This window comes from Paenibacillus sp. CH40 (assembly GCF_024213605.1).
In the GTDB taxonomy this organism is placed as follows: domain Bacteria; phylum Bacillota; class Bacilli; order Paenibacillales; family Paenibacillaceae; genus Paenibacillus; species Paenibacillus polymyxa_B.
In genome coordinates this window covers 441,712-459,237 of sequence record NZ_JANAVQ010000004.1, presented here as the reverse complement: position 1 = coordinate 459,237, position 17,526 = coordinate 441,712, and the positions used below count along the sequence as shown (strand labels likewise).

The 17,526-nt window shown below is 39.6% G+C and carries 10 protein-coding genes; 8 read left to right on the top strand and 2 right to left on the bottom strand.

Annotation, left to right across the window (positions count from 1 at the left end; translation table 11 throughout):
• Positions 1–10: 10 nt before the first annotated feature.
• Positions 11–1,408: a helix-turn-helix domain-containing protein gene (locus NLX73_RS15360; protein WP_254326585.1), complete on the top strand. Its 1,398-nt coding sequence runs from the start codon at positions 11–13 to the stop codon at positions 1,406–1,408.
• A 226-nt stretch (positions 1,409–1,634) separates the two neighbouring features.
• Complete coding sequence (locus NLX73_RS15355; RefSeq protein ID WP_254326584.1) at positions 1,635–1,904, top strand: aspartyl-phosphate phosphatase Spo0E family protein; 270 nt, start codon at positions 1,635–1,637, stop codon at positions 1,902–1,904.
• A 181-nt stretch (positions 1,905–2,085) separates the two neighbouring features.
• Here the strand turns inward: NLX73_RS15355 and NLX73_RS15350 are convergent, their stop codons facing one another.
• The gene (locus NLX73_RS15350; RefSeq protein WP_254326583.1) at positions 2,086–3,312 is read right to left on the bottom strand and encodes an acyltransferase; all 1,227 of its coding nucleotides are present in this window, start codon (positions 3,310–3,312) and stop codon (positions 2,086–2,088) included.
• A 218-nt stretch (positions 3,313–3,530) separates the two neighbouring features.
• Here NLX73_RS15350 and NLX73_RS15345 point away from each other — a divergent pair, with 218 nt between their 5' ends.
• The 4 genes from NLX73_RS15345 (at position 3,531) to hcp (ending at position 9,229) form a co-directional block, all read left to right on the top strand.
• A complete protein-coding gene (locus tag NLX73_RS15345; RefSeq protein WP_254326582.1) occupies positions 3,531–4,538 on the top strand; it encodes a substrate-binding domain-containing protein in 1,008 nt (335 codons plus the stop codon).
• A complete protein-coding gene (locus NLX73_RS15340) occupies positions 4,519–6,540 on the top strand; it encodes a cache domain-containing sensor histidine kinase (RefSeq protein ID WP_254326581.1) in 2,022 nt (673 codons plus the stop codon). The genes NLX73_RS15345 and NLX73_RS15340 overlap by 20 nt, the downstream gene beginning before the upstream one ends.
• A complete protein-coding gene (locus tag NLX73_RS15335) occupies positions 6,491–7,792 on the top strand; it encodes a response regulator (RefSeq protein ID WP_254326580.1) in 1,302 nt (433 codons plus the stop codon). Before NLX73_RS15340 ends, NLX73_RS15335 begins: the two co-directional genes overlap by 50 nt.
• Before the next feature lie 144 nt (positions 7,793–7,936).
• Positions 7,937–9,229, top strand: coding sequence for a hydroxylamine reductase (hcp, locus tag NLX73_RS15330; protein ID WP_013309082.1), 1,293 nt, complete (start codon positions 7,937–7,939; stop codon positions 9,227–9,229).
• Positions 9,230–9,270: 41 nt separating this feature from the next.
• Here the strand turns inward: hcp and NLX73_RS15325 are convergent, their stop codons facing one another.
• A complete protein-coding gene (locus NLX73_RS15325; protein WP_023987345.1) occupies positions 9,271–9,618 on the bottom strand; it encodes a helix-turn-helix domain-containing protein in 348 nt (115 codons plus the stop codon).
• Positions 9,619–10,072: 454 nt separating this feature from the next.
• Between NLX73_RS15325 and NLX73_RS15320 the strand changes: the two genes are divergently transcribed.
• Entirely contained in the window at positions 10,073–10,570 is a 498-nt protein-coding gene (locus NLX73_RS15320) for a hypothetical protein (RefSeq protein WP_254326579.1), read from the top strand.
• A 371-nt stretch (positions 10,571–10,941) separates the two neighbouring features.
• The gene (locus NLX73_RS15315) at positions 10,942–17,205 is read left to right on the top strand and encodes a metallophosphoesterase (protein WP_254326578.1); all 6,264 of its coding nucleotides are present in this window, start codon (positions 10,942–10,944) and stop codon (positions 17,203–17,205) included.
• Positions 17,206–17,526 lie beyond the last annotated feature (321 nt).

Sequence of the window (17,526 nt, the reverse complement as noted above, 5' to 3'; positions counted from 1 at the left end):
TGGTTTATCCATGGAAATCACACCTACGATACAGGCAGAAATTCAAACCTATTTGAAACGAAAAGGCTTAACGATGACCAAGTTTGGTCACACGATTGATTTAAATGTAGGTACAGTTAGTAGCATTGTGACCGGTAACCGATCTATTTCTGTTCACCAACTGGATAGCATTACTGCGGGAATGAATTTACCACCGGATTATTTTTACGAACGCTATATTGAAGAATGTATTGAAGAATCTCCGCTCAACTGGAAAAAAATCAGCCCTTTCTTATACCGATGTATTGAGCTAGGACGACTGGACTGCTTGCAGCGAGTTGTAATTCTGTTATTGGATAACCCTAATTATCCGCCATCGCTCTTTGAAGTTGCCGAAAATGTATACAAAGACGGTTACAATGAAGCAGCGGCTTACCTTTACAAAAAGGTGGCTGAAAGTGAGAAGCAGCAGCATTCAGAGCGATTGGCGATCTGCCAGTATCGTTTGTTCCAAATCAATATTGGACAAGATAGAGCTGTAAATCTCCAAGCTGCCATTGAATTTGCCCCTTTTGTTGATCGTTTAGACGAGATAGAGCAATTAGATGCTCTAAAAGATTTAGCAAACGTGTACAGATCATTAAGTATGTGGGACAAGGTGTATGAATTTGCACATCGAATGGGTCAAATGGGAAAGATCCAATATAATTTGGTTCATAACTCCAAGCGAAAAGGAACAGAGCCACGAAAAAAGCTAAGCAGGCCACTGTTTGTATACATAGTTTACTCCGAATTGCTGTGTGCTAATGCTTGCGATGCAAAAGGAGATCATGAACAGGCATTAGAACATATCCGAGGTTATGCCGATCTAAGTTGGGTAAAGGAGAAGGACCCTGATTCACTTTATTGGAAGAAACAATATCAGCAATGGGCGAAAATTAATACGTACGTCAACAGGCTTATGTCCGGGGATATTAGTGTTCTCCCCGATTACGTAGAACATATGGCTGCCGAAAATGAGATTTTTGCCGAGCTACTAAACGTTCTTGAAGTTGCTAATCGGTACAATGTAGATGTAGACCATATCCTTCAGCGTTTTGAATCCCAAATTGCAGCTTATCAGGAACCGTTGTCTTCTGACATGTATACACAACAAGTTTTACCGGAAGAGTACGTACGCTTCTGGTACAAAATGGCTAAGTACAGCCTAAATAAAGGCAGATACCTATATGGTTTCAAATGTTTAATAAACGCGTTTGAAAAAGCTGTTACAATTAATCATGTACTACTTATTGCCAATTGTTTTGGATTATTTTTTCACTTCAAAACACATGCGGCTCCCGAAACACAGACACAGTTCCAATCTATTTATGAGGAGGTGTGGGAGAAAAATGATCAAAAGGATGGCTTTCTTCTTGGCGGTAACTAGCTTTTTACTGGTATTCACAGTACCAGTCCAAGCTGGAAATCTAAGCCATGGCACGATCCAAACACAAGGACACGTTGGTGGATCTTGACCAAACACTAATTCATTACCATGGACCAGCTTATTGCTGGTCTTTTTTTGTATTATTTTGTAATTTTTCGACTCAAAAAAGATCATGACGTATTTGTACATCCCTCCTTAAAATGAGATTCATTAGGAGGTATGTAGGATGAACAGGTATGAAACGGTAACGTTAATTCAACAGATAGAACACGCCAGACAACATTTGCATGATCTTTACGAAGAGTATGGCTTCGGACATGCTTGTGTACTTGAGCAGTCTATGCTTTTGGATGAACTGATTAATCATTACAACCGTATGTATCAGACCAGAAAGCAGCCTCACCATGTTTTGGATCAGAACATTAACAACGACGATGTTATGTTCAGTACATCCTCCCCTTTCTCTTTATGCAAAACTGTGGCTTCTCCCACGTAACGTTTATTATTATTCTATATAATGACTTATTTTAAAATAAAATACATATTCATGTCATAAAATGTTAATCACTTTTTTGAGGGGACGGCATACTAAGGCACAGAAAAGCAGAGCTCAATAAGTGAGCCCTGCCAAAGTTCATTGGAATCATAACCCCATGCTGAAAAACAGACGCATAAGATTAGCCAAGCTCCTGCGTGCCTTTGGAAGCACGTTTGGAGGAAAAGAACTGGAAACGAAACGAATGCCAGTTCAACCGCTGTCTGCCTTTGGAACCAACAATCCAGTTGCCGCCGGGCAGATGGGCAAAAAGCCAGCTGATGCCCAGAGAAACACTTGCCACGACGATAAACGTAATGAGCGTAGCTGTAAAATGATGATCGCCCAGTGCAAGCGAGCGGGTGTAGTAGGATATGAAGGCCAGCACGAGCGCATGGGCCAGATATCCTCCAAAAGAATAACGCCCGATCCAGTTCAACATACGGCGAAACGGCTCGGATCGTGTATCTTTTTGCAAATGGAGCAGCAGTCCGTACAATAAAAGCAGCTGCGAGACAATGAGCACAAAGGTGCTTGGCTTCAAATAGGTGGAAATATTAAGATTGATCGTATCGCCCGACTGGATCAGCATCGTGTGACCCATGAGCATGAACAAACCAATAAACACAAATACATTCCACGGCAACGTCTGTTTGGCCAGTCCACGCCACGTGTCTGTCATGTAAGCACATACTGCGCCCAGCATAAAATAGAAAAAGTACATGACAAAGTTATAGGTGCGATAATCCAGCAGAGTCTGCCAAAAGGACGGCAACCCAGTGCTCCATGCAGACATGTCATAGTAGGACCATTGTAACAGCAAAGCATAAGCTGTAGCGGCAATCAGCATAATAGCCACAACAAGCTGTTTGCGTCTTTTCGTGCTGTAACGACGTAGAAACGCTTGAACCTGCCCGGCTGCTTTTGCAAATAAAGGAAACAAAATATAAAACTGAAAGATCATCACTACAAACCATAGATGATATCCGCTGACGGGGATGATCATTTCCTCGAACATACCTTTGTAAAAATAAATATTTCCCCACTGCGCCGTTGACCAGTTTTGAGTACATACCCAATAAATAACAGTCCAGCAAAGGAAAGGAACATAAATATCTCGAAACCGCCTGCCAATATAGCGAGGATAGCCAATCGGTTTGTTGCCGTTATAAAATAGCAGCGCCGCAGACAGGAAAACGAACGTCGGTGTGCCAAAACGTGTCAAATGATACAGCATCGCGAGCATAACAGAATCTGGCTGTTGGATGTCGCTGCGATAAATATATTCGCCAATGCAATGCTGAAGCACGACAGCGAGGTAGGCAAGGCCCCGTAGTTCTGTCCACTCCGCGATACGCGGCTTACTCATCCATATCACTCCTTTTCCGCAAGATACGCACATGTTTTTCCTAGCACAATTGTAGGTATTGTAACGTAGAAACATTAGTGCAGGATTAACGCCACCTGAAAGTAAGAAGAGTGAAGTAGTTCCAATTTAATATGATTGCGTTTACAATCTAACTAAAACCAGAATAAATTAAAGTGAATTTATAACTTAAGGATACACACAGGAAGAGGAGAGGAAGGATGAAAAAAACGCTGCTGGTATATATGTTGTTGATTGCGGCCTTTGCTCTCTATGTGTTCAGGTATGAACAATCTGGCCCGTTGAATGGCACTTGGGAAGATAAAGGGCTGCGAGGCAGTATCGGAGAGACCTATATAATGATTACGTTCCAGTCCGGTTTGGAGTATTGGAAAAGCGGGCTCAAGGGCTTCGAGGATGCGGGTGATGCTTTAGGGGTGACTGTGGAGTATCGGGGAGCTACCCGTTATGATGCGCAGGAGCAGACAACTGTTATTGAGCAAGCAATTGCTCGTAAACCCGCAGGGATTGCGATTTCCGCGATTGATCCTCACTCCCTGATTCCGGTGATTAATAAGGCGCTGGATGCGGGCATTCCTGTGGTATTGTTTGATGCCGAAGCGCCGGGGAGCCGGGCGTATTCCTTTTTGGGCACGGATAATTATAAGGCGGGCGTGACCGCTGCGGATAAAATGGCAGAGCTGTTGGGACGAGAAGGTCAGGTTGCTGTTCTGACGCTGCCTGGACAGCAAAATCATGAGGAACGCTCGCGTGGGTTTCGCGATACCATTCAACGGCAGTATCCTGCGATGAAGGTGGTGGAAGTCGCAGATGGCCGCGCAGACGCGATGATCTCCCGGGATGAGTCGCAGAGACTGATGAAAGCTTATCCGAAACTGGCGGGCATTTTTGTGACCGATGCAACGGGAGGAACAGGTGTGGGTGAAGCGGTACTGAGTCAAAAAAACAGCCATCCGCTGAAAATCATTTCTTTTGATACGAATAAAGCGACACTGGATATGATTCGTAGTGGGACAATTTCGGCAACGATTGCCCAGGGAACATGGAATATGGGTTATTGGTCGCTTCAATATCTGTTCCATCTGCACCATCATTTGACGATTCCTGCCCCTTCTTCCACTGGAGACAACACGCCGTTGCCCGTGCGGGTAGATACTGGGATTTCCGTGGTCACCCGGGCGAATGTAGATGATTATTATGCGAAATAAATTTTGGGAGCGTATCCAATTAGGGGTGCGCCAAACGATACCGCGGTTACGCTTGCGCAATATGCCTTTACGTTATCAGCTCATGCTGCTGTTCCTGTTGTTTGGCATTGTGCCTTCGCTGGGATTAGGTCTGCTGGTCAATTGGACGGTGGAACGGATTATTGAGCGGCAGGTGGAAGACCATACGATGCAATTGATTGGCAAGGTGAACGAAGCGCTGGACACCAAAATGGAAAATTTGCAAAACATGACGTATCTGATTGCTTTTAACCCCGATATCGGGGAGTTCTGGAAAGGAAAGACGCTGGCTGACGGCCACGCGGGTCATGCGAGTATCGTAACGCCGGAAAACCAGACTCTCACTTCCAAGCAGGCATTAAGTTCTGTACAGGAGCAGGATACGCTGTATAAAATGAAGCAATTTTTGCAGGGCTATACCACGTTATATCCTGAAATTGCAGGGATTCTGATCGTGAACGAAAAAGGCGACTATATCAGCAACGAAATGTACGCTCGAAGCACGCGTAGCCTGACGGAAGAAGGCTGGTACCAACAGGCGGCGCAGCATGCAGGCATATTCACTGTGCTAGGACAGCCGAGTCACCGTAATGTGACCACTCATGTCCAGTACAAGGACAGTGAAATTGTCTCCGTCGTTCGCTCGGTTACAGATCCGGAAACCGGACGCGTGCTAGGCGCGATTATGATTGACCTCAAGCTGCGGGCTGTATCGCAGGCTGCCAGAGATGTAACCCTGGGCAAAAGCGGGTATTTAATGGTGACAGATGCTGAGGGGCGCAGCGTGTACAGGCCGGATATGCCTTTGATTGAGCGTATCCCGCCGCAATGGTTCGGGGCAGGTGACAGCGGGATGTTTACCCGTGAAGCTGGGGGCAGGGAATTGCTGTTCATGTTCAGGGCTTCCGAATTCACGGGCTGGAGAACAGTGGGGGTATTCCCGGCACGCGAATCTACACTGGAAGTGCGGCAAATTCAGTTCTATGTCATCTGTTTTGTTTTCATTGTATGTCTATTTGGCTTAACGGCATCCTTGCGATTGTCGAGTTCCATTGCGCAGCCGATTTTCCGGCTGATGTCCTATATGCGGACGGCAGAGACAGGGGATCTTACAGTTCGCCAATGGAGTGACCGTGGGGATGAAGTTGGAATGCTGGGGCGGAGCTTTAACCGAATGCTGGAGCAAATTCGCCGTCTCATGTCACTTAGCGAACTGAGGGAACGGCAAAAACGGGATGCCGAGCTGCGCAGCCTTCAGGAGCATATTAAGCCCCATTTTCTATACAATACGCTAGATACGATTCATTGGATGGCCCGAAAAAATGGAGCAGACGACGTGTCCGATATGGTGGGAGCGCTATCGAGATTGTTCCGTCTCGGGCTGAGCAAGGGGGATGACTTTATTCCACTGCGCTCCGAGATTGAGCATATATCTAGCTATATGCAAATCCAGCAAACCCGCTATCGTGACCGACTTCGCTGGGAATTGAATCTACCTGACGAGCTAAAGGATCTGTTCGTGTTGAAGTTAATGCTTCAGCCTGTAGTGGAAAACGCGATTTATCACGGCATCAAGGCCAGACGTGGTCCAGGCACGATTTGGATAGAAGCTAAAGCTGAGGATGACAAGCTGCTGCTGACGGTACGTGACGATGGCGCAGGAATGACGGCGGACCGTCTGCGTGAATTGCGTGAATGGCTGGAAATACCCCTGGAGGCGATGGAAGTAAAGCAGAAGCAAAAGGGAGTTAGTACCCATGGCAGAAGCTATGGCATGCTGAATGTACAAGCGCGTATCCGGTTATCTTTTGGCGAGGAATATGGAATTGTACTGGAGAGCAAAGAAGGGACAGGTACCTGCGTGACGATTACTCATCCGTTGCTGCTGGATATGGCGCAACTGAAGAAGCCTTATGAAAAAGGAGAGGGTCAGGATGACGAAATCAAAGGCCACACACAACTCGACAACGGCGAGTCTGATTGACCAGGCCATAACAGAAGTGACCATAGGCCCAGCAAAACGTTACCAAGTATTGATCGCAGATGATGAGCCGATCATTCGTGAGGGGATACGAGATTGCATAGATTGGGCGGCACTAGGCATGGAGGTGGCAGCAGAGGCGGAGGACGGAGAAGAAGCGCTGGAGCTGGTGGGTCAGCTTCATATCGACATCGTGCTGGTTGATATGAATATGCCGTTCATGGACGGCATTGAACTGATTCGGCGGCTGCGGGAAGATCATCCGGAATGCCGCTGTCTGATCATTTCCGGGCATGATGAATTTGCTTATGCGCAGGAGGCTGTCCGACTTGGCGTAGAGGATTATATTTTGAAGCCGGTAAATGCGGATCAGCTTCATGCTGCACTGTTGCGGCTTCGTCAGCGAATGGACGAAGAGCATAAGCGTGCCGCCTATGTAGAACAAGCTGCCGGTCAGATTGAACGGAATATTCCGCTGCTGCGCCAGCGTTTTTGCCTGGAATGGATGGAAGGGCAACACATGGGAAAAGACATCATGGAGCAGTTGGCGTTTTTACGGCTTCCATCGCGGCCGCCTGCTCAGATCGGTGTGGTACGGTGGCCTGCAGCAGAGGCACGGCAGACGATTATGCGTGAGAATGACCGCCAGTTGTTTCTTTTTGCCGCTGAAAATATTATTGGCGAACTGCTGGAGGACCGACCGCATGTGTTGTTCCGCGATGCGAACGGGCTGATCGGCATATGCCTGTGGCAGGAGGCACCCGAGACGATAGGCGCTTCCATGGAGCAGGCGATTGGACGCTACCTGAATATAGCGGTTCATACGCATGTGGAGTCCAACGCGGGTGGACTAGAAGGTGCAATTGACGCGTACCGGGTGAGTCGTGATCGAGTGTATGGCGAATCGCAGCTGTCTCCCATCGTACGTCGGGCCCGGCAGCTCATTCAGGAAGGTTACGCCGATCGGGAATTAACGCTGGAAGCCCTTGCTTCGCGGCTACAAGTATCCGCCGTATATCTCAGCCGCGTGCTCAAAAAGGAGCTCAACGACAGCTTCGTGACCCTCGTCACCCGTGCCCGTATCCGTAAAGCAGTGCAGCTGCTGGATTCCACGACGTTGTCTATCTATGATATAGCAGAACGTACGGGTTACGATAGTCAGCACTATTTCAGCACCGCTTTTAAAAAGACTATGGGCGTGTCCCCTGTGCAGTACCGTAAAGGCGGGGGGATTCAAGAAAACACGGTGGAGTAGGAAGAATTGAAATGAGGGATGAGTCCCACACTGTCTAATAATAAACTTAAGAAAAAATGTGTGTGTAATCACACCTACGCATTCAGGGGTTTGTTACGCTGGGGATAACGAACAAATATCTATCAATATTTGGAGGAAAACGATATGTTTTGTTATCAGTGTGAACAGACGCCGAGTGGCGGGTGTAAAGTAGTTGGGGTGTGCGGGAAGGATGAGACGATAGCGAGCTTGCAGGATACGATGATTTTTGCATTAAAAGGGATCGCTGCCTATGCGACACATGCTCGTCAGTTGGGATATAGCGATCCTGAGGTGGATCGGATCACGCACGAAGCGTTATATATGACCTTAACCAATTCTAACTTTAATGTACAAGAGCATTTGGAAATGGCGATGAAGGTCGGAAATGCGGCTGTACGGATCATGGATGTGCTGGATCGTGCACATACGGATCGTTTTGGCATTCCGCAGCCGATTACCGTCAGCCAGAATAAAATCGAAGGCCAATGCATCGTCGTGACCGGGCATAATCTGTATGCGCTGGAGGAATTGTTGCGGCAGACGGAGGGTAAAGGCATCAACATCTATACCCACTCAGAAATGCTGCCTGCCCACGGTTATCCAGCATTGAAGAAATATGCACATCTCAAAGGGAATATCGGTAAGGCCTGGTACGATCAACGTAGACTGTTCGAAGAGTTCCCGGGCGCAATTCTAGCTACGACGAACTGTGTTATGCCGATTAAAGGCACGTATGCAGACCGCTTCTTCTCTTATGAAGTAGCCGGGCTGGAGGGAGTAGCCAAGATCATGGACGACGATTTCTCTCCATTGATCGAGCGTGCATTAGCCCTGCCAGCCGCAGATGTAGATTCGGAGCAGGTGCTTACAACAGGATATCATCACGAAACGGTTATCGGGCTGGCTCCTGAGATTATTCAGGCAGTTAAAGACGGGCATATCCGCCGTTTCTTTGTCATTGCAGGCTGCGACGCACCAGGCAAAGGCGGTAACTATTACCGCGAGCTAGCTACATCCTTGCCGAATGATACGGTTATTCTGACCACGTCCTGTGGTAAATTCCGTTTTAATGACGTGGATTATGGCACCGTTGGAGATACCGGCATTCCGCGTTATATTGATTTGGGGCAATGCAACAATTCGGGTTCTACTGTGAAAATCGCTCTGGCATTAGCGGATGCTTTCGGTTGTACGGTGAACGAGCTGCCTGTCAGCATTGTACTGTCCTGGTTTGAGCAAAAAGCGGTTGCCATCCTGCTGGGCTTGTTCAGCCTTGGCATCCAGGATATTCGCATTGGACCGAAGCCGCCTGAGTTTATTTCTTCTGGTGTACTGGATGTGCTGGTGGAGATGTTTGGCTTGAAGCTGATTACAACAGCAGAGGAAGATATGAAAGCGATGTTGGCATTGTCGTAAGGGATTGGTGGGGAACTGCAAAGTGCAGTTCCTTTTTTGTTTCATCGTTCATCGATTCTTATAAAGATGTCTGTAAGAATCTTTAATGCCAGCTCAGTATCTTTGGATTCACGAGTTCTTAGGAGAGTTAAAATGGTTTTTATACTCGAATCTTCTTCGGTAAGCTCATCATTGTCCTTTACATATGTAAGCAACTGATAGACGCCCACGTTCAATGCCTTCGCTATTTTCTCCAGATTTTTCAAAGATATATTTCTCTCCGCACGCTCAATGAAACCAATATAACTCGAATTGAATCCTGCTTTTTCGGCTAAAGCTTCTTGGGAAAGTCCTTTAGACTTTCGAATATCTCGAATACGCGTACCGACTAATTCTAAAAGTTCTGACATGATTACACCTCTCTATAGTAAGAATTTCACAAAATTCGATTCCAATCGCTCCGAAATGTAATATATAGACGAACGGGATCATCTCGACCTATATATTATTTATTGGAAGTCGCTTATTGGATTTTGCAAAATCCTCTAGTTAGAAGTGTAGAGAAAGAGTTACATCTAATTAATAAGTGTTAGTAAGTAAATTGAATTAAAAACTACTATATAGTAATATTTATTATGAAGCTTGTCCGATAGCTAGAAAATTATACATCTTGATGGTTACATAATTGTGCTACGTTGCTCACATTTGTTTCAGGATTTTGCAAAAATTCGATTCCAGTCGCTCCGAAGTGCAAGATATAGACGAACTAAACCATTTCGATCTATATTTTGTTCATTGGAAGTCGCTTATGGGATTTCTGCAAAATCCTCGTTTATGAAATTTTAATTCAGGAGTTGATTCCCCTTGAAACATTACTCCTTAAGTCCCCAACTACATAGTGTTTCCGATTTCAAACTGCCTAAGTACAGCGATACCTACATATTCAATTGCATGATGGATTTTCAAAAACTTGCCGAATACCAAATCAAGCTTGCACAAATGATGCGCGACCATCATCAGTTTCAAAACTGCCTCATTCTTTGTGATCGTGCGCTGTTTTCGATGGCTAAGGCTATTTATGTTCATCGAAACCAAATCATTCCATCGTACATTCGTTTATCCATGACTGACCTGTTCCCGTTAATTCACACAGATGCTGAGCCCAATTTAGATATGGTGCTGTTTATCGGCACGGTACATTATCTGGTTTCGGGAGAAGATGATGTATCTAAAGAGCCGATGAAGCTGGGGGAAGTAGACAAGTTGCTTTATAAAACGGACTCTATTCTAGAGTCTCTGTCACAACGGATCGTAGCTGATCCGTCTAAGCGGTATCCATCTATTTATAAAGAATTCTTTTGAGTGAATAGTATTAGGAAAAGTATATTATTTTACAATAGCTTTTTTTGTACTTTAATTTTTAAGTACTAGGGTATGACACATAACCAGGATAATGTTCGCTAAGGCACAGTTTCTATATGATTAATGGAGAAGTTTTTTAGTGTGCAACGATTATTTCAGTGAATCTTGATTACTCAGTTACTTTGTAGAAGGAAGCATTTTATAAGGGGAAAACGAAATTTCAAACATTTTAAAGAATACACCACGTATTTTCTATAAGACTAGTAATTGTGATTTTTATCGACTGTATTCGACAAGTTTTTCAAAAAAAATATTGTAATATTAAACTTAGTAGATTATTTGATTATCATAGCGATATAGGGGGAAGCAAGTTGAGAATTGTCCATATTTCAGATTTTCATATTTCAATTGAGAAATTAAGTGATGTTCAGCCAATATTAATGAGAGCTCTTGTAAAAGATTTAATTAATTATAACAAGGAGGAAAAAATTGATTTAATTGCATATACAGGAGACTTAATCGATAAAGGGGGAAAGGGGTTTAATAATATTAGTGAAGCATTTAATAAATTTGAAGAGATAGTTATAAATCCTTTATTATACAATCTCGGCCTACCAAAAAGTAATTTTATTTTTATTCCCGGTAACCATGATGTAGAAAGAAACGCAGATGATCCATATGAGGAATTTGGAATAAAGAAAAAGCTAATTAATAATCCGGAAATAAATGATTTTATAATTAGTAGACACAAGGAAACAGAAACAAAAGGAATAAAAAGAATAGTTCCATTTAAAAACTTTGAACGGAAATTTCATGAAGAAAATAATAAAGGGATAACCAATTTTCAATCCACTTATATTGTTAATATAGAAGGAAGAAAAATTGGTATCGCTGGTTTTAACACTGCATGGAGATGCTATCACGAAGACGAAAAGGTATTACTAGGTATTCAACAAATCTATAATGCAAAAAATGACCTTCAAGATTGTGACGTGAAGATAGCGCTAATGCACCACCAAATGGACTATTTAGAGCCATATGAAAGAGAGGTTGTTATTCCTTATATTTCAAGAGAATTTGATTTGCTTTTGTCTGGACATGTGCATAGTGGTAGTTCTTACAATTCAACTTCGATATATGGGGAGCTGTTTGTTTCAGTTGCTCCTTTAATTACTGCATCTAACATGTTGAATAACGATCAAAGATATATGAACGGATATTCTATAATAGATTATTCTCATAATGAAAACTCATTTAAGTTGATAAGTAGAAAATACGCTCATCTCCATGATATGTTCATTTCTAATATAGATATAGCACCATTAAATGGAGAATACACTTACTACAAAAATAAAAAAAATGGTGTGAACTCTAACTTAGACGCACAAAATGTTACAGAGTATTCTATTAAACAAAATGGAAATGATAAAATAGAGCTTCAGGCTTATAATGATCCAAATAATATTTTAATTAGTAACTTTTTTACAGATTCTATTCCTAAAAGTATCCAGATTAAAAATGATACCACTAATTATTTGTTGTCTAATTATATGGAATTACTCAGAAAAAGTTTAATTGAAATATTTAATTCAGATTCTTATACAAAAAAAATAATTAATAATTTAGATGTCACATTTTATGTAATAGATAGACTGCTAATTAAATTTAATGTGATAAATAATGATGAAATCTATGGGATTTTAAAACAATTTGAAAAGCATATATTAGAGGTTTTGAGTAAAGGTGAAAACAAAGAAGATAGTATTATTAAGCTATTTGCTATGGTTAATTGGTGGGTAAAAAAACTAATGCAAATTCTAAATATAAACAGCTCACAAGAAAATTTTGAAAAGGCACTAAATGAAATTTTCGGTATTTCTTTTTATGACTCTAATAGTTTAATTAGTGCGTTAATTGAAAATGTAAATGAGAGTTTTAAATTTATAGGTGAGAAAAATCTTTTAAAGATGTCACTGAAGGCAGAAACTACACTTATAAATGAAATTATTATAAGCCTATTTCTCCCTGTAAGTATTAGAATAGAAGTTTTTCAAGAATTATGTGTTGGTCTAGAATTAAAAAAAAAAGAATTTGAAGGGATCGACCTAATTATACAAGAAATTTACAATGAATTTTCTCAATTGAATAAACCATTTGTAGGTCTAAGAAAGGAATATTTAAGTAAAGTAAATAATGCTATTGATAATTATAATTTTACTATTATCAATGGAAATAAAAAGACAGGTAAAACAAGCTTAATAAGTGATTATTTAGGCAACTATGTGATAGCTGATTCAAAGCCACCTTTGTTTTTATTTTTCTCATTCAAAGTAACTATGAACCTTGTGGAAATGGTAAAGGTTATTATTGCTCTATGCAATGTAAATATAGTAAATCAAATAGATTTGTCGTACTTGGATGAAGAAATAATTAATGAAGATAAGATGGAACAAAATAACAATAATTTAGCCAAATATCAACTTATAAAACCATTTTTTTTAGAAGCATTAAATCGTCTAGTAAAAGAGTGTGGAAATATTGTACTTATACTTGACTCTTTAGAATTAATGGATTCACAAAGCGAAAAAGTAAAGTATATTATTCAAGATGTTCCAATCGGGTGCCATTATATATTGATTACAGGACCAGAAAATGAATGCGTTGATTGGATCATTTCAAATAATGAATTAAAAAAAGAAGTAATTAATTTAAAACCATTAATGAGAAGTGAAATTCCTTTTATAAGCAATTTACGTGATGAAAATCAAGAGAATATTAATAAAAATGATATTATATTTTCAAAAACTGAGGGGAATCTTCAACTTATAAGTAGACTTTTAGATTCGAGTTCCAGAGACGGAGTTTTGGATTTTGAAAAATTGGAAAATTTTGAAGAGGTGAACGATTATCAGAATGAATTAGACAAGTTTTGCTCAAGTCCTGTTCTAGAAGAAATATTGCTTTTAATATCACTATTTGAACCGATCCAACCTATACAACTAGAATATGTACAACTGTTTTTATTATCAAGAAATTTTCAATTAAGGATGCCTAAAATTAAAAATGAGTTGAGATTAGTTAATAACTACATTAGTGATTTAAGATTTAATCGGATTAAATTAGTTAACAAAAATCTTGCTTTGTTTACGCTAGGTAAATATTATAGTCAACGAGATGTTGAGGATTTTGTAGAAAGTGTATTTAATTGGTTTGTTAATGATGATATTATAAAAGTTGATTTCATTTGTCGATTTTTAATATATATAAAAGAAAATACTATTTTTTCTCATAAAAGGAAAGAAATATATTTATTGAACTTCTTAGAAAATTTGAACAGCGCATCAAAAATTTATGATTTAGGAGCTAACTTATATTACGAATCAGATTCTAACATCGAATTATCACTACAATTTTTAAATAAGGCTGTTGATTTAGGTGATAGTAACGCTAAAGTACTGTTAGGCTATATTTATTATGAAGGAGAGAAAATTAGTAAAAATAATGTAAAAGCTATAGAGCTTTTAAGAAGTGCTTCTGATGCAGGAAATGTTAAAGCTAAATTGACTTTAAGTAATTTATTGTTTGAAGGAAGAGATATTGAAAGAGACATGAAAACAGCTAAACTACTTCTTGAGGAAGCGGTCTCCCTAGGTAGTAAGCAAGCAAAATTTAGATTGGCTATAAGACTTTTATTAGGTAAACAAATAAAGATTGATATCGAAAGAGGGTATAGACTATTTGAAGAACTTATTGAAATAGATTACCTAGAGGCACAGAGAGTCATGGGTAATATTCTCTTAAGTAATAGCCAATCACCTAAAGCAAAAAAAGGCGAGTTATTGTTAAGAAAAGCTATTGAAAAAGGTAGTAAAATTGCAAAATTGGATTTAGCTAGATTCTATATTTCCAATTCTCAAGAAGACAGTATTATAGCAGAAGGAATTAAGTTACTGACAGAGCTAGAAAGTGATAACTATGTTGATTCTATAAGATATTATTCTTTTATATTAATAAATGGTATAGGTGTAAATAAAGATGTTTCCAAAGGTGTATCCTTATTGGAGAAATTAGTTAATGAGGGAGATGAAGACTCATTATTAGAATACTCAAAACTAATGATTAAAGGGAAAGTTATTCCTCAAAATATTGTGAAAGCAATCGAAAATTTAGAAAATTTGGCTGATAAAAATAATGAAAAAGCTATTTGTTATTTAGGGGACATATTTATAGAGGGTGAATATATAGAAAAAGATATTTCCAGAGGAGTGGATTTACTTGTAACATCCGGACGAAAAGGGGATATTATATCAAAAAGAAAGTTAGGGTATAGATATTTATATGGATTCGGGCTTGATAAAAATCCGGTTGAGGGAGAAAAGTATCTAAAGGAAGCAATTGATGCAGGAGATTTACATGCGAAATATTTATATGCTAATTCAATTATACATCAAAAAATTCAAACCCAAGTAGAAAAGGATCTCGCGTTAGAACTCTTAGAACAGTCGGAACAAGCAGGTAACACAGGAGCAATGTGTTCTTTAGGAGAATTGTATCTTGAAGGGGAATTTTTACCTAAGAATATCGAAAAAGGTCTTAAATATTTTAATGAGGCAATTGATAAAGGCGATCCTCGAGCAATGAGTGAACTTGGTCATAGGCTGATTTATGGAATAGATGTAGTTCAAGATATAATAAAAGGAGAAGGTCTATTAAGAAGAGCAATTCAATTAGGTGATAATTATGCAAAAACAATCTATAGTAGTGCTATTATATTTGAAGAAATAAATGGACATGAATTATCAGAAGGATTTGAACTTTTAGAAGAAGTAGCGGAAGAAGATCCTAGCGCAATGAGAATTTTAGGCAATGTCTTATTAAGAGGTATGCATGGAAGAAAAGATAAAACACGTGGTATATCGTTACTTTATGGTTCAATGAAAAAAAATGATGAAATTACCACACTACAATTATCTAGGATGTTATTTGAAGGAAACTATGTCGAAAAGGATGAGGAAAAAGGAGCCTCAATTCTATTGAGCTTGGTTAATAAGGGATATGAAGAAAGTACTTTAGAATATGCAAAACGTCTAATAGACGGAGCAGGATTTGATAAAAATATTAAAAAAGGTATAGAAGTTCTAGAAGAATTAGTACAAAAGAATAATCCAGACGCAAAATTTGAGTATGCAAAAGTATTAATTAACGGCGGAGAAGGTATTGTGAAAAATACGGAAAAAGGAGAGCGTATTCTAAGAGAGGCGGTAGAACAAAAACATAAGGAGTCAATAAGACTATTAGCCGAATACATTGTGGATAAAGTGGTAAATGAAAGCGAAGAGAACGAAGCCGTAAAATTGTTAAATGAATCTATTTTTACTGAAGATGGAGATCAACTTTCCGCAGAATATTTAGCAGATTTATTCTCTGAAGGAAAATATGTTGAAAAGGATGTTGATAGAGCAATTGAATTATATGAGAAATCAGTACACGGCAGGATATTGGAGTGTGGAGTAAGATATGGTTTAAAGTTACTGTCTGGCCTCGGAATTAATAAGGACACTCAAAAAGGGATTAATCTTATTAAACAAGCTTCTATTAGAGGTAGTTCACTTGCGAAATATGAATTATCTAGACTGTTGCTTGATGGATACTTCATTGATAAGGACGTAAATAAAGGATTAGATATACTTAATGAATTGGTGGAAGAGGGAGACATATCAGCAAAAATGTTTCTAGCTTCAATTCTAACATATGGTCATCGGACAAATAGAGATCCTGATGGGGCAATAATTCTATTCGAGGAGCTGGTTCAGGTAGAATATGGACCGGGAATAGAACTTTATGGAGAGCTCTTATTGGAAGGGAAATATCTACCTAGAGATGCTCATAAGGGCGAAAAATTATTAAAACAAGTAAGTCAACAAAGTGTAGATGTTTCTTATAATCTTGGTCTTAAATATCTAAATGGTGATGGTGTAAAAAAACATATTTCTAACGGAAGGGATAGAGTTTCACGAGCTGCCCATAGCGAGAATTTCAGAGCAATGTTTGAGTTAGGATTAAGGTTAAAACGAGGCGATAAGTTTCCTAAAAATACAAAGAAAGGTCAGGAGTATATTGATAAGTCATTAAAAGATGTGACTGGAGACAATTATCATGGTTTAGCTTTAATTGCCTATAGATTAAAGGATTATGAATTAGCCACAAAATTTTTTCTTATAGCATATGAAAATAGTAGTATTGATGCTGGAACTTCTTTGGCATACATGACAAGAAGAAAAGAGATTAGAGGAGAAGTAAAAAAGATTCCTTCCATTTTTATGCTACTAGAAAAGGCATTAGTCAATAATAGTGTAACTGCAATTTTGAATTTGGTTTTGTCGTATGTAATACTTGATGATGACCTGGATATATATTGGGAGATTGCAGATAATATTATTAGAAGACTTGATGACTGTAATATGGAAATTAAATGGTGGTATGATATTGCACAAGAAAATGATGTTGAAGGTCATCTTATTGTAGGGTGGTTAAGTAAATATAATCTAATTAACGATGTATTTGATATCTCCTATAGAGAAAGATTTAATCTAGTTAGAAAAAGTGGCGTCAAAGTCCCAGATTGGATGTACTGAGAATTTGCAAAAAGTTTATATCTAATAATTTATTCATCTAAATAATTTATTAGAGAAGTATTTATTAAGATAATTGAAATATATATTTAAAAATTTTTATTCAGACTTTGCCAGTTCACTATAAACTGGCAAAGTTTTTTGTGTTTTTTCAATCCAAACATCCCTCCCTCCCCCACAAAGGTTAAAATTTTATAAAAAAAGTTCAAAACCAGCAAAGACCTTTCCCGGCCTGGAATGATACCATGTGTTTGCACATAAAAAAAGGAGAGGTACTCGTTGCCTCACTTATGTAAGCGCTATCTCGTTTCAACTCTAATCAGC